Origin of the sequence: Pseudomonas sp. J452 (assembly GCF_024666525.1) — a bacterium.
GTDB lineage: Bacteria > Pseudomonadota > Gammaproteobacteria > Pseudomonadales > Pseudomonadaceae > Aquipseudomonas.
Window position 1 is genome coordinate 2,699,931 of record NZ_CP088294.1, and the last position, 12,465, is coordinate 2,712,395.

General features: G+C 60.4%; 16 protein-coding genes. 10 read left to right on the forward strand and 6 right to left on the reverse strand.

Annotated elements, in window-relative coordinates; genetic code table 11:
* Positions 1-5: 5 nt before the first annotated feature.
* From lepB to pdxJ, 6 genes are all read left to right on the forward strand, one after another.
* Positions 6-860: a signal peptidase I gene (gene lepB, locus LRS11_RS12235; RefSeq protein WP_260493265.1), complete on the forward strand. Its 855-nt coding sequence runs from the start codon at positions 6-8 to the stop codon at positions 858-860.
* A gap of 102 nt (positions 861-962) precedes the next feature.
* Positions 963-1,340: a DUF4845 domain-containing protein gene (locus LRS11_RS12240; protein ID WP_260493266.1), complete on the forward strand. Its 378-nt coding sequence runs from the start codon at positions 963-965 to the stop codon at positions 1,338-1,340.
* Positions 1,337-2,026, forward strand: coding sequence for a ribonuclease III (gene rnc, locus LRS11_RS12245; RefSeq protein WP_260493267.1), 690 nt, complete (start codon positions 1,337-1,339; stop codon positions 2,024-2,026). The genes LRS11_RS12240 and rnc overlap by 4 nt, the downstream gene beginning before the upstream one ends.
* On the forward strand, positions 2,019-2,921 hold the full coding sequence (gene era, locus LRS11_RS12250; protein ID WP_260493268.1) for a GTPase Era: 903 nt from the start codon (positions 2,019-2,021) through the stop codon (positions 2,919-2,921). The genes rnc and era overlap by 8 nt, the downstream gene beginning before the upstream one ends.
* Before the next feature lie 3 nt (positions 2,922-2,924).
* On the forward strand, positions 2,925-3,623 hold the full coding sequence (gene recO, locus LRS11_RS12255) for a DNA repair protein RecO (protein WP_260493269.1): 699 nt from the start codon (positions 2,925-2,927) through the stop codon (positions 3,621-3,623).
* The gene (gene pdxJ, locus LRS11_RS12260) at positions 3,616-4,362 is read left to right on the forward strand and encodes a pyridoxine 5'-phosphate synthase (protein WP_260493270.1); all 747 of its coding nucleotides are present in this window, start codon (positions 3,616-3,618) and stop codon (positions 4,360-4,362) included. The genes recO and pdxJ overlap by 8 nt, the downstream gene beginning before the upstream one ends.
* Before the next feature lie 3 nt (positions 4,363-4,365).
* On the opposite strand, the gene LRS11_RS12265 is transcribed toward pdxJ, so the two are convergent.
* From LRS11_RS12265 to LRS11_RS12290, 6 genes are all read right to left on the reverse strand, one after another.
* Entirely contained in the window at positions 4,366-5,190 is an 825-nt protein-coding gene (locus LRS11_RS12265) for an ABC transporter substrate-binding protein (RefSeq protein WP_260493271.1), read from the reverse strand.
* 30 nt (positions 5,191-5,220) lie between these two features.
* Positions 5,221-5,775, reverse strand: coding sequence for a magnesium transporter (locus LRS11_RS12270; protein WP_260493272.1), 555 nt, complete (start codon positions 5,773-5,775; stop codon positions 5,221-5,223).
* A 79-nt stretch (positions 5,776-5,854) separates the two neighbouring features.
* Positions 5,855-6,883 carry a GGDEF domain-containing protein gene (locus LRS11_RS12275; protein WP_260493273.1) on the reverse strand — a complete coding sequence of 343 codons (1,029 nt, stop codon included), beginning with the start codon at positions 6,881-6,883 and terminating at the stop codon, positions 5,855-5,857.
* A gap of 167 nt (positions 6,884-7,050) precedes the next feature.
* Entirely contained in the window at positions 7,051-7,230 is a 180-nt protein-coding gene (locus tag LRS11_RS12280) for a hypothetical protein (protein ID WP_173208388.1), read from the reverse strand.
* 106 nt (positions 7,231-7,336) lie between these two features.
* Positions 7,337-7,546: a cold-shock protein gene (locus LRS11_RS12285; RefSeq protein WP_160490324.1), complete on the reverse strand. Its 210-nt coding sequence runs from the start codon at positions 7,544-7,546 to the stop codon at positions 7,337-7,339.
* A gap of 230 nt (positions 7,547-7,776) precedes the next feature.
* Complete coding sequence (locus LRS11_RS12290) at positions 7,777-8,481, reverse strand: endonuclease I family protein (protein ID WP_260493274.1); 705 nt, start codon at positions 8,479-8,481, stop codon at positions 7,777-7,779.
* Positions 8,482-8,621: 140 nt separating this feature from the next.
* Between LRS11_RS12290 and LRS11_RS12295 the strand changes: the two genes are divergently transcribed.
* From LRS11_RS12295 to LRS11_RS12310, 4 genes are all read left to right on the forward strand, one after another.
* A complete protein-coding gene (locus tag LRS11_RS12295) occupies positions 8,622-8,957 on the forward strand; it encodes a hypothetical protein (protein ID WP_260493275.1) in 336 nt (111 codons plus the stop codon).
* Positions 8,958-9,089: 132 nt separating this feature from the next.
* Entirely contained in the window at positions 9,090-9,881 is a 792-nt protein-coding gene (locus LRS11_RS12300) for a PP2C family protein-serine/threonine phosphatase (RefSeq protein ID WP_260493276.1), read from the forward strand.
* A gap of 20 nt (positions 9,882-9,901) precedes the next feature.
* A complete protein-coding gene (locus LRS11_RS12305; protein WP_260493277.1) occupies positions 9,902-11,590 on the forward strand; it encodes a serine/threonine-protein kinase in 1,689 nt (562 codons plus the stop codon).
* 25 nt (positions 11,591-11,615) lie between these two features.
* Entirely contained in the window at positions 11,616-12,464 is an 849-nt protein-coding gene (locus LRS11_RS12310; RefSeq protein ID WP_260493278.1) for an FHA domain-containing protein, read from the forward strand.
* The last annotated feature ends 1 nt before the right edge of the window (position 12,465 follow it).

The window sequence follows — 12,465 nt, forward strand, 5'->3', positions numbered from 1 at the left end:
TCACTATGTCGTTCAATTTCCCTCTGATTCTGGTGATAGCCGTAGCAGTTTGCGGTGCGTTGGCTTTGCTCGATCTTCTGTTGCTGGCACCACGCCGGCGCGCGGCGATTGCCACTTACGAGGGACAGGTCAGCGAGCCTGACGAGGGCGTGCTGCAGAGCCTGAACCGCGAGCCGTTGCTGGTCGAATACGGCAAGTCGTTCTTCCCGGTGCTGGCCATCGTGCTGGTACTGCGCTCCTTCTTGCTGGAGCCCTTCCAGATTCCATCCGGCTCGATGAAGCCGACCCTGGAAATTGGTGACTTTATTCTGGTCAACAAGTTCGCCTACGGCATTCGCCTGCCGGTTATTGATAGCAAGGTTGTCGAGGTCGGTAATCCGCAGCGCGGCGATGTGATGGTGTTCCGTTACCCGAGCGATCCGAACATCAACTACATCAAGCGCGTCGTTGGGCTGCCGGGCGACCGTATTAGCTACAGCATGGACAAGCGCCTGACGGTCAATGGTCAGCCCATTGCCGAGCAGTTTTTTGGCGAAGAGCCCGGTAGCCTGGGCAGTGCTGCGCTATACAAGGAAAAGCTGGGTGAGGTCGAGCACCAGATTCGCAAGGAGCTGCGTCGTAACCTGCGCGTTCCTGGTGATGAGTGGGTGGTGCCGCAGGGGCACTACTTCATGATGGGTGACAATCGCGACAACTCCAACGACAGTCGTTACTGGAACGACAAGCATATTCCCAGGGAGTTGCTTGGCATGGTGCCCGACCGGAATATCGTCGGTAAGGCGTTTGCCGTATGGTTGAGCTGGCCGGATCCGAAACTGCGTAGTTTGCCTAGCTTCTCGCGGGTCGGTTTGATCCGCTAAGCGTTTCGAGCGATGGCGGCTGTGCAAGCTGACAGCCTCGGCTTATATATAAGGATGTCTGCGGCCGTGGGCATTACAACAAACTGACAATTGGGGGTAATCATGACATTTGCGCGTTCGCAGAAAGGCATGTCGTTTCTAAGCTGGATGGTGCTGCTGGCTGTCGTGGCATTTTTCGCCAGCATGGTGTTCAAGATGCTGCCGCATTACCTTGATTACATGTCACTGGAAAAGATCATCACCTCTGTGGAAACCGACCCGAGTTATGAGATTCGTACCGTGGGCGATTTCTATGGTCATGTGATGAAGGGGATGGAGACCAACAGTATTCGGGATGTAAGTCCGAAAGACATTATGCAGGTCAAGATCGAGAATAATGATTTTGTCGTGCACCTGAACTATGAGAAGCGCGAGCCACTGATCCAGAATCTCGATCTGGTAGCCAAGTTCGAAAAAGAATTTCGTGTGCGAGCGCCGTGAGTGTTCCCCTAGCCCGTCTTGAGCGTCAGCTCGGTCATACCTTTCAGGACCAGGATCTGATGCTCCTGGCCCTTACCCACCGCAGTTTTGCTGGGCGCAACAACGAGCGTCTGGAGTTTCTCGGCGACGCCATCCTCAACTTCGTCGCAGGCGAGGCGCTGTTCGAGCGTTTCCCCCAGGCTCGCGAAGGCCAGTTGTCGCGTTTGCGCGCGCGCTTGGTGAAAGGCGAGACACTGGCGGTGCTGGCACGTGGTTTCGATCTGGGTGAATACTTGCGCCTAGGCTCCGGTGAGTTGAAGAGTGGCGGTTTCCGCCGTGAGTCGATTCTGGCCGATGCCCTGGAGGCGCTGATTGGTGCCATCTACCTGGATGCCGGTATGGATGTGGCGCGTCAGCGCGTGCTGGGTTGGCTAAGCAACGAGCTGGACAGCCTGACCCTGGTCGATACCAACAAAGATCCGAAAACCCGCCTGCAGGAATTTCTGCAGTCGCGGGCGACCGATCTGCCGCGCTATGACGTGGTGGATATCCAGGGCGAACCGCATTGCCGGACGTTCTTCGTCCAGTGCGAAGTAGCCTTATTGAATGACAAGACCCAGGGGCAGGGCGCCAGTCGGCGCATTGCCGAGCAGGTCGCCGCCGCTGCTGCCCTGGTGGCGCTGGGCGTGGAGAATGGCAATGACTGATGTACCTGTAACCCGCTGCGGCTATGTCGCCATCGTCGGTCGCCCCAATGTGGGCAAATCGACCCTGCTCAACCATATCCTCGGGCAGAAGCTGGCGATTACTTCACGCAAGCCGCAGACCACTCGCCACAACATGCTCGGGATCAAGACCGAGGGCGAGGTACAGGCGATCTATGTCGATACCCCCGGCCTGCACAAGAACAGCGACAAGGCACTCAATCGCTACATGAACAAGACCGCCTCGGCGGCGTTGAAGGACGTCGACGTGGTGATCTTTGTGGTCGACCGCACACGCTGGACCGACGAAGACCAGATGGTTCTCGAACGCATCCAGTACGTGCAGGGTCCGGTAATCCTGGCGATCAACAAGACCGATCGTATCGAAGACAAGGTCGAGTTGATGCCGCATCTGGAGTGGCTGCAACAGCAACTGCCCAAGGCCGAGATCGTGCCGATTTCCGCGCAACAGGGGCACAATCTCGATGCCTTGGAAAAGCTGGTGGCGGATTTCCTGCCAGAAGGCGAGCACTTCTTCCCCGAAGACCAGATCACTGACCGTTCCAGTCGTTTTCTGGCTGCCGAGCTGGTGCGCGAGAAGATCATGCGCCAGCTGGGTGCCGAGCTGCCTTACCAGATCACCGTGGAAATCGAAGAATTCAAGCAGGAAGGTCGCATCCTGCATATCCATGCCTTGATCCTGGTCGAGCGTGACGGCCAGAAGAAAATCATCATTGGCGACAAGGGCGAGCGCATCAAGCGCATCGGCCAGGAGGCGCGCAAGGACATGGAGGTGCTGTTCGACTCCAAGGTCATGCTCAACCTCTGGGTCAAGGTCAAAGGCGGTTGGTCCGACGATGAGCGGGCGCTGCGTTCGCTGGGCTACAACGACATCTAAGCCATGCAGGCCAGCGCGCAACCGGCCTATGTCCTGCACAGCCGTGCCTATCGAGAGAGTAGCGCGCTGGTCGATCTGCTGACCCCGCAAGGGCGTTTGCGTGCCGTGCTGCGTGGCGCGCGCGGTAAGGCTGGCACCCTGGCGCGGCCGTTCGTACCGCTGGAAGTCGAATTGCGTGGGCGCGGTGAGCTGAAGAATGTGGCCCGTCTGGAGGCCGCCGGTATCCCCAATTTGCTCAGCGGTGCCGCCTTGTTCAGCGGTATCTATTTGAATGAGTTGCTGATCCGCCTGCTGCCGGCAGAAGATCCACATCCTGCCTTGTTCGAACACTATGCCCTGACGCTACGAGCCCTGGCCGTTAATCCACCGTTGGAGCCCTTGCTGCGGGCTTTCGAGTGGCGTCTGCTGGACGAGTTGGGCTATGGTTTTGCCCTCGATCACGACCTGGCCGGCTTGCCGATTACGGCTGCCGGCCTGTACCGCCTGCAGCCGGATGCTGGGCTGGAACCCGTCTTGCAACTGCAGCCTGGCCTGTTTCAGGGGGGCGATCTGCTGGCCATGGCCCAGGCCGACTGGAGCTCGCCGGGGGCGCTGGCAGCCGCCAAGCGTCTGATGCGCCAGGCTTTGGCGCCGCATCTGGGTGGCCGGCCGCTGGTCAGTCGTGAACTCTTTATGAACCTCAAGGAATCTGCCCGTGACTGAAGCCAATCGCATTCTTCTCGGCGTGAATATTGATCATGTCGCCACCCTGCGCCAGGCGCGCGGAACCCGCTATCCGGACCCGGTGAAAGCCGCCCTGGATGCGGAGGAGGCGGGGGCCGATGGCATTACTGTGCATCTGCGTGAAGATCGTCGGCATATCCAGGAGCGCGATGTGCGCCTGCTCAAGGAGGTGCTGCAGACGCGGATGAACTTCGAGATGGGCGTTACCGATTTCATGCTCGACTTCGCCGAAAGCATCCGCCCCGAACATGTCTGCCTGGTCCCGGAAACTCGTCAGGAGCTGACTACCGAAGGCGGCCTGGAAGTGGCCGGGCAGGAGGCGCGCATTCGCGCAGCCGTCGAGCGTCTGAGCAAGCTCGGTTGCGAGGTGTCGCTGTTCATTGATGCCGACGAGAAGCAGATCGAGGCGGCGCGGCGCATCGGGGCGCCGGCGATCGAGTTGCATACTGGCCGTTACGCCGATGCTCATACGCCCGCCGAAGCGGCGCGTGAGTTAGCCCGCATCCGTGACGGCGTGGCCTGCGGCCTGGCCCATGGGCTGATCGTCAATGCCGGGCATGGCCTGCATTACCACAACGTCGAGCCGGTGGCGGCGATTGCCGGGGTGCACGAGTTGAATATCGGTCATGCGATTGTTGCCCATGCCCTGTTTGTCGGTTTCAAGGGTGCGGTCGCGGAGATGAAGCAGCTGATCCTGGCGGCTGCCGGGCGCGGCTAAACGTTACTCGCTTGTCGGGCTGCGGTGGGTCTGGAGAATTCGCTGGTACTCGCCATTCGCCATCAGCTGCTGCAAACCTCGGTTGAAATCGCCGATCAGTTGTGTGGCGCGCGGATGATTGCGCGGGACGATGAAGTACAGGCTGTGCTTGCTGACTACGGCCTGTGAGCTTTCGAATTGATCTGGGTCGAGCCCCGATAAGTGAATGGCCTGCTGCCCCAGCAGGCTGTCGGCGACGAAGAAGTCATCGCGCCCCAGAGCCAGCAGCTTGGCGCAGGTCAGTAGATCCGGCGGCTCATGGCGCTGTAGCTGGTTTTGCTCCAGCAGTGGCTTGAGTGCGGCAGGTGGCAGCCAGCCGAGTGGGTAGCACAGGCGCTTGCCGATAAAGCGTTGCAGGTTATCCGGCTCGAGCATCATTCCGCGGCGCGTGAAGACTCGCTGAGTGACCTCGTAAAGTGGTTCCGAGTAAAGAAACTCCGCCTCGCGCTCGGTCGATTTCAGGTAGGGGTAGGTGGCGTCAAAGCTGCCTTTCAGCGTGGCTTGATAGCCGCGCTTCCAGGGTTGCCAGGCCAGATTTGGCTGGTAACCGGAGCGGCCAAGGGCTGCGATCACCACTTCGCTGAGCATTCCGCCATTGGGCAGGGTGCTGCCTGCATAAGGGGCATAGTCCTCGCCGCTGACCAGGCGCAGAGGGGAGGCCAGAGCCAGGTTGCTGAACAGTAAACCGGCAAGTAACAGTGCCCGCTGTAAACTCATGCGGCGATAGCATCCTGTCTGGTCTGTTGAATGTGTTGATTGTCGCGGTGCTTGGAGCAAGAGGGCGAGCATCGGCTCGCCCCCTCAGGGCCTGCCTGCCTGTCAGATCAGTTTGCGGAACTGGTTCCAGTGATGTTGCAGGGCAATTGCCCAGTCCGGTGATGCACTGCCAGTACCCGCCAATTCCAGGCGCGGGTGGTGGGCGACTATCTGGTTCAGCAGTGGTTCCTGTGCGGGTTTCACGTCGACAAAGAACAGGTGTTTACCTTCCTGCAGCTTGTCGGCAAAACGCTGGAACGCGCTGTTGGGTTTTTGTAGGCCGAACAGGCTGCCTTCCCATACGCTGAAGCCAAGCAGTACCACCGCCAGGAAAACAAAGGGTATCCAGCCTGCCGGGGTGTCGGCCCAGTCATTGAGCCAGGCCAGCAGTACTACCAGTGCTGCCAGGGCAAGGCCGATCAGGCTGCCGATCTTGCCGGAGTGGACGATGTCCTGTTTCATTACCGAGGAGACATCGTGTAGATGGTGCTGTTCGACGTCGGCATCCTTGTCGCTAAGGACGTGGATCTGTTCGGTGCTGATGCCGCTGGCCTCCAGCTCGTTTTCGAGCGTCTCCAGGTCATCGAGATTGTCACTGATGTAGTAATGCCGATTCATGGCACACCTCCCATCTTGCGGTTAGCGGGCCCCCCGTCAGTTTGGCGCTAATGCGGCCTTTCCTGAGTGTAGTCTGTGCTCAGGGCATGGGGGCGGGGCTGCCGAGTGGTGCTTCTACTGGTTCGTCGATGAAATAACGATCACGCCCGGCGCTTTTCGCCTGGTAGAGGCATTGGTCGGCGCGTTGCAGCCAGCTTTCCCGGCCTTCATCCGCGCGCAGGATGGCGCCGCCGATGGATACTGTCACCGTCCCGCCCGGGCCTTGCAGGGCGTTGCGTACCTGCAGCAGCAGATTGTTGGCCGCGGCTTGCAGACCTTCCAGCTGGGTATCGGGCAGCAGTAGCAGGAACTCTTCACCGCCGAAGCGGAACAGGCGATCTTCCTTGCGCGAGCAGTGCTTGATCAGCTCGACGAAATCAATCAACACCAAGTCGCCGGCCTGGTGGCCAAAACGGTCGTTGATCTGTTTGAAATGATCCAGGTCCATGGCCAGTACGCCGTAGCTGGTGCCATGGCGGCGCTTGCTGGAAACGGCGATTTTCATCTCTTCATCCATGGCCCGGCGATTGCGTGCGCCGGTCAGTGGGTCACGGATGGCCAGTGCCTGCAGCTGGTCGCGCTGGCTGCGGGTGCGGTAGGCGAAGATGAAGGTCATGATGCCGGCGGTGATATTGGTGACCAGGAAAGAGATCATCTGATAGTCACTTTCGAACACGCTGCCGGGCACCCATAACGCATAGCCGACCAGGCTGCCGAGGATGAGCAGGGTGGCGGCGATGGCCTTGCCGGGAGAAACCATGAAGAAGTTGAAGAGGATCAGCGGGTAGATCCAGAACAGCCCGTTGACTCCCAGATCGATGGCGATCAGGGTCGCTCCGACGGAGAAAATGCTGGCCAGGTAGATACCCGGTTTTACCGTGTCCCCGGTACGCCAGGCATAGAGCACTGCCAGGATGGTGGACAGCACAATGATCGAGTCGGCGATGCCAACCAGATAGTTGCCGTGGGTCAGGCGATAAAATGCATAGGGGGTAATGCCCAATACGCCGATCAGCCCCATCAAGGTGATGATGGATAGCTGAAAATCCTTCCTGAGTCGCTTGAACATCAGCGAGAGTCCCTGGCCTTTGGCGCTTCTTATCGTTCTTGTGCTGACAAGAATGCAGAGCTTTGCCGAGGCGGGCAAGAGTGATCTTGGGCAAGATGCCAGTATTTCCGCCAAAGTGCCGAATGACTCGGAGTCAACGGTGGCGGCTGGCGATGTGGCTGCGGGTGTTACTTCTTGCTGATGGTGATATGCCGGCTAGGGGTAAGCGATTGACCGCTGACACCTTTGGCAATCTGCTGGATTTCACCACCAGACTTGAGGAAGGCGGCGACCTGGGCTTCGATGGATTCGTGGGTTTCCACGGCCGGTTGCGGTTTGGGTTTCTGGCTGGATCCTTTGACTCGCATGGTGGCTCCCTCTTCAGGAAATCTATGGTGCACGGTGAGTGCGGGTAAAAATGGCAGGGATAAAAAAACCGGCCCGTGGGCCGGTTTTTCGTGACGCGTCGAGTAATTAGATTACTTGAACGTCGTCAGCTTGCATGCCTTTCTGGCCTTTTACAGCCACGAAGGAGACCTTTTGGCCTTCCTGCAGGCTTTTGAAGCCAGCGCTCTGGATCGAGCGGTAGTGCACAAACAGATCAGCGCCGCTTTCCGGGGTGATGAAGCCGAAGCCTTTTTCATCGTTGAACCACTTGACGGTGCCAGTTTGACGTTCGGACATGGGATGTCTCCTTGAACAAAGTGAACATGACACTGGAACAGCCCAGGCCATGACTGAGTGCAAAGAGTAAAGAAACCGATGGAAGGTTGGATCGAGATCTAAACAAGTCGATTTGCGGTGACACATGCAACACAGTCCGATCACCCTACAGGGGAAAGTGCCAATCGCCAAATGATTTCTTACTTAATCTGCTAAGTGGCCGGTTTGCTTACAGGCTTTGCGCGCTTGTTTTAGCTGCTTTTTTTCGGGCACAGGCGCATATCGACAGGGCTGACATGGGGATTGCTCCAGCCCATCACGCAGGCAAGTTGCTGGTTGCGCTGGCGTTCCCAAGCCTGCACCGGGTAATGCTTGTGCCAGGCGTTGAAAAGTTGCTGTTCCTGTTTCGACAGGCGCAGGCCATAGCGCTCACTCATGTAGAAATAGGTGCGTGCAATCATGCCGCGTACTTTGGTTCTGGGCATGGCCTTGCGCGCCTTGAAGTCCACCACCATCGGGCAGCTACCGTACTGGCTCGGTTGCTGCGGCAGCCAGGCATAGCTGTAGTTGCTGCGATCGGCATTGATCTCGCCGATGCTCGGCACCAGATTGAACAAATCTGCTTCGGCGCTTCGGTAGGCCTTGTCCTGGCTGGCGCAGTGCTTTCTGCCGCCTTGCTGCCAGCAGCGGCGCTGATGGCCGATAACCCAGGCCGGGACTATGTGTTCCCACTCTATGCGCGCTGCGCGTCGGGCATTGGTGCGCGGTACATAGCCGCAACTGTTCAAGTCGACCGACTTGCCGGTATAGCGGCAGCCGCAATAGAACTCCACGGACTGCTGGGCATAGAGTTTCCAGGCAATTTTCTTGGCTTCGGCAAAGGTGCGGGGCGGGGCAGCGAGGCTGGCGGCCGAGCAGACCAGTGCGAGCAGGGCAACGATGAAGCGCGAGGGCATGAATACGGCATCCCTGAAAAGCGCCGCATCATACGGGCCTGATGAACTTTGCCAAGGCTGGCAAAGGGCTAGTCACACTGGTCAACGGCGCTGATCGGCGTAGCATCCTAACCAGGGTCTTTGAGAGGAAGGGTGGGCCAATGCGCATCATGCAAATAGGGCTGCTGAGCATTACGATGGTGGCTTTGCCGGCGCTGGCCGCCGAGCCGGTTAGCCGTCAGGTGCAGAGCGTGCCTATCGAGTACGTCAGTCCTGGTGCCTCTGGCAGCATCAGTTCATCCAGCAGCAGTCAGAGTTATGACGTCTATGGCGGCTATGCCGTACCCGGGGATAGTGGCAGCACCCAGAGTCACGCCTATGGCAGTTCTGGCGTGCAGCAGAACGGCGGCATTCGGCAGAGCATCAAGTACCCAGGCGGTCTTGAGGTGCAGCGTTATCCGGGGCAGAACAGTTACCAAGAGCAGCGTCAGCAGTGAAACGTGGGTGTTGCCACGCTGCCGATATCGACTGCTTAACACTTCCCGGGGAAACTTCCGCGCAGGGCTGACAGCCGCGGGTGGTGGCCGCATCATGCCGCTCACGTGCAGTAACGAGATGATCCACTAGCCATGTCCATTACGCTCACCGAGCAGTCCCTGGTGTTCGCGGCGCAGAGCGTTGCCGGTCAGGTGCGTGCGCATAACGAAGATGCTGTGCTGTGTTGCCCCGAACTGGGGTTGTGGGCGGTTGCCGATGGCATGGGTGGCCATCAATCCGGTGAAGTGGCCAGCGCGCTGGCCCTGCAGACCCTGCGCGAGGTTATCGGTGCCGGTGGCGATCTGGTGACGGCCGCGCAGAACGCCAATGCGGCGATCATCCAGGCCGGGCAGGCTGCCGGTGGCCGGCGCATGGGTACCACCCTGGTTGCGCTGCAGGTTGCCGGTGCCGCATTCGAGCTGGCCTGGGTCGGTGACAGTCGTGCCTACCGGGTCAGCGCGGCCGGCATCGAGCAGTTGAGCCGCGATCACAGCTGGGTACAGCTGATGATCGATGCCGGCGAGATGAGTGTGGAAGAGGCCCGCCAGCATCCGCGGCGCAATATCGTCATCCAGTGCCTGGGGCAGATCGAGCAGGAGCTGGAGGTCGGTTTGCTGCGTGGCACCCTGGCTGCCGGTGAGTTGCTGTTGCTGTGCAGTGACGGCCTGACCGGCGAACTCAGCGATGAACAGATCCAGCACTTGTGCGCCGAGGCGGAAACCCTCGATGCGCTGGTCGAACAGCTGATAGGGCTGGCCAATAAGCTTGGCGGCAAGGACAATATCAGCTGCATCGTACTTGGCCTCAGCGCCCCGGAATCGCCGGTGATCGCCGCCAGACCGCGTAACTTTCTCAGCAGATGGCTGAACTCACGTAAGTCCTGACCACTTCGATACGACACCTCATGAGCGACAATTTGCTTGAGATACCCGGCTACCGTGTGCACGGCCAGTTGGGCAAGGGCGGTATGGCCGAGGTCTACCTGGCCACCCAGGAATCATTGCACCGCAAGGTGGCGATCAAGGTATTGCTGAGTGCCGATGACGAGGCGTTCAGTGTGCGCTTCGTCAAGGAGGCGCACATAGTCGCCTCGCTCAACCATCCCTCGATCATCACCATCTATGACATCGACCGCCTGGCCGATGGCCGCTATTACCTGGCGATGGAGTACGTCGCCGGTGGTGATCTGGCCCAGCACAAAGGTGAGGTGTTCGCCGCCGAGCGCGCCCTGGCCATCGTCCGCCAGATTGCCAGCGGCCTGGCCGTGGTTCACGACAAGGGCCTGGTGCACCGCGATGTGAAGCCGGCCAACATCCTCTTTCGCAGCGACGGCACGGCCGTGCTCACCGATTTCGGGGTGGCCAAGGATCTCGACATCGACAGCGAGCTGACCCATTTCGGCATTGCCGTCGGCAGCCCCGCCTACAGCAGCCCGGAGCAGGCCCAGTGCCAGCCGCTGGATGCGCGTAGCGATATCTACAGCCTGGGGGTGATCCTGCTGGAGATGCTCACCGGCACCAACCCCTACCGTGGCGGCAACTACACCCAGACCGTGGTCAACCATGTGCAGATGGAGCCGCCACCGCTGCCCGATGCGCTGGGAGCCTTCCGCGAACTGCTGGCGCGCATGCTGGCGAAGAACCCAGCCGAGCGGTTCGCCGATTGCCGGGCTTTGTTGGCCGCGCTGGACGAGGTGGAACTGAGCGATCTGGAGCAGACCCAGCTGCGTCCGGCGCTGCAGTTGGCCGCTGAAGCGGCTATCCCGACCGCACTACCGAAAAAGCGCCGTTCGGCGATGCCGCTGCTGATGGGGCTCAGCGTCCTGGTGCTGATCGCTACGTTGACGTTTGCCGGCCTTTACATCAAACAACGCCAGCAGCTCGAAGCCTTGCAGGTACAGGCCGAGCAGCGCTTCGCCAGTGGCCAGCTGATCGAGCCCGAGCAGGACAGCGCCACCCATTATTTCCAGCAGATGCTGCTGATTGATGCCGACAACGAAGACGCCTTGGCGGGTCTGCAGCGGATCAAGGACAGCCGCATCAACGCCTTCCTCGTCCAGGGCGAGCAGCGTCTGCGTGAAGGCCTGCTGATGGAGCCGGCGCAGGACAGCGCCGATTTCTACTTCCGCCAGGCCCTGGCCCTGGATGAGCAGCACGCCGCCACGCTGGAGGCGCTGCAGCGCCTGCTCGAAGCGCGGATTGCGGTGTTCCTTGAACGTGCCGAGCAGAGCATTGCCGACAAGCGCCTGCTGCTGCCGGAGGAGGACAGCGCGGTCTACTACTACCAGCAGATCCTCGGTTGGGCACCCGGCAACGAGCAGGCCCTGGCGGGTTTGCAGCGGGTCGCCATGCTTTACCGTGACCTGGCCAATGCGTCTTACCGGCGCAGCGATTTCCCCGCAGCCCTGGCCATGATCGAGCGTGGCTTGCAGGTCGAGCCGGAGAACCCCGAGTTGCTGAAAATGCGCGACGAGCACCAGCAGTTGCTCAGTTCGGCCCGTGCCGCACAGAGCCGTGCCCGTGCCAGTGAGGCCGCGCGCGAGGAGCCCAGCAACCCGATCAAGCGCGCTTGGAACAACCTTTTTGGTGAGTGATCGCCACTTCGACAGGATTTAGACGATGCTCAAGCTGCATTTCAAGGACAGTCGCCAAGCCCCGATCTGGCTGGTCGAGGAGCGCTTCACCCTAGGGCAGGACCGGCGCAACAACCTGATGCTGGACGATGCCGGGATCCAGGCGTTCCACGCCGAAATCCGCCAGGAGAACGGCCTGTATTTCATCAGAGACTGCGACAGCGAGAGCGGCACCTTCGTCAACGAGGAGCGCATCGCCAGCCGCTACCAGTTGCGCGCCGACGATTGCCTGCGCCTCGGCGAAGTCGAGCTGCAGCTCACCGATCCGGCCAAGGTCAAGCCGCGCAGCGAGGCCAGCCAGCGCTGGTTCCTGCAGGTGCTCAAGGGCGAGAACGAAGGCAAGAAGTACCACGTCAACGGCTCGATGACTTTCGGCCGCTCGGTGAAGTGCGAGCTGTGTTTCAGCGATGCCGAGCTGTCGCGCCGGCACTGCGAATTCTTCCTCAAGGACGACGTGCTCGAGGTCAAGGACCTGGCCTCGGCCAATGGCCTGTTCGTCAATGGTGCGAAGGCCAACACGGCGGTGCTGCAGCCTGGCGACCAGGTGCGCATGGGCTCGGTGCTGTTGCTGGTGATCGGGCCCAAGGTCGAGGTGCAGCAGGCCGAAGACGAAGACGCCACGCTGTTCATGCGCGCCGTCGATCTGCCCAAGCCGAGCACCGCGAAGCCGGCCGCCACGGCGCCGACGGCAAGCGCCAATCCCTTGCGCGCCGCGGCCCAGATGGCGCCGACCCCGGCAGCTGCCGAACCGGCTGGCCCGGCACCGCTGCGTCTGGTCCTGTTGGGTGCAGGCGTGCTGCTGGTGCTCGGTGTTGCGGCTGTTCTGCTGCTGTAAG

What these genes read in the sequence shown, in the direction of transcription:
- lepB (WP_260493265.1), top strand. Translation starts at nt 6, where the DNA reads ATGTCGTTCAATTTCCCTCTGATTCTGGTGATAGCCGTAGCAGTTTGC.
- LRS11_RS12240 (WP_260493266.1), top strand. Translation starts at nt 963, where the DNA reads ATGACATTTGCGCGTTCGCAGAAAGGCATGTCGTTTCTAAGCTGGATG.
- era (WP_260493268.1), top strand. Translation starts at nt 2,019, where the DNA reads ATGACTGATGTACCTGTAACCCGCTGCGGCTATGTCGCCATCGTCGGT.
- recO (WP_260493269.1), top strand. Translation starts at nt 2,925, where the DNA reads ATGCAGGCCAGCGCGCAACCGGCCTATGTCCTGCACAGCCGTGCCTAT.
- LRS11_RS12265 (WP_260493271.1), bottom strand. Translation starts at nt 5,190, where the DNA reads ATGCTCGCCCTCTTGCTCCAAGCACCGCGACAATCAACACATTCAACA.
- LRS11_RS12270 (WP_260493272.1), bottom strand. Translation starts at nt 5,775, where the DNA reads ATGAATCGGCATTACTACATCAGTGACAATCTCGATGACCTGGAGACG.
- LRS11_RS12275 (WP_260493273.1), bottom strand. Translation starts at nt 6,883, where the DNA reads ATGTTCAAGCGACTCAGGAAGGATTTTCAGCTATCCATCATCACCTTG.
- LRS11_RS12280 (WP_173208388.1), bottom strand. Translation starts at nt 7,230, where the DNA reads ATGCGAGTCAAAGGATCCAGCCAGAAACCCAAACCGCAACCGGCCGTG.
- LRS11_RS12285 (WP_160490324.1), bottom strand. Translation starts at nt 7,546, where the DNA reads ATGTCCGAACGTCAAACTGGCACCGTCAAGTGGTTCAACGATGAAAAA.
- LRS11_RS12290 (WP_260493274.1), bottom strand. Translation starts at nt 8,481, where the DNA reads ATGCCCTCGCGCTTCATCGTTGCCCTGCTCGCACTGGTCTGCTCGGCC.
- LRS11_RS12295 (WP_260493275.1), top strand. Translation starts at nt 8,622, where the DNA reads ATGCGCATCATGCAAATAGGGCTGCTGAGCATTACGATGGTGGCTTTG.
- LRS11_RS12300 (WP_260493276.1), top strand. Translation starts at nt 9,090, where the DNA reads ATGTCCATTACGCTCACCGAGCAGTCCCTGGTGTTCGCGGCGCAGAGC.
- LRS11_RS12305 (WP_260493277.1), top strand. Translation starts at nt 9,902, where the DNA reads ATGAGCGACAATTTGCTTGAGATACCCGGCTACCGTGTGCACGGCCAG.
- LRS11_RS12310 (WP_260493278.1), top strand. Translation starts at nt 11,616, where the DNA reads ATGCTCAAGCTGCATTTCAAGGACAGTCGCCAAGCCCCGATCTGGCTG.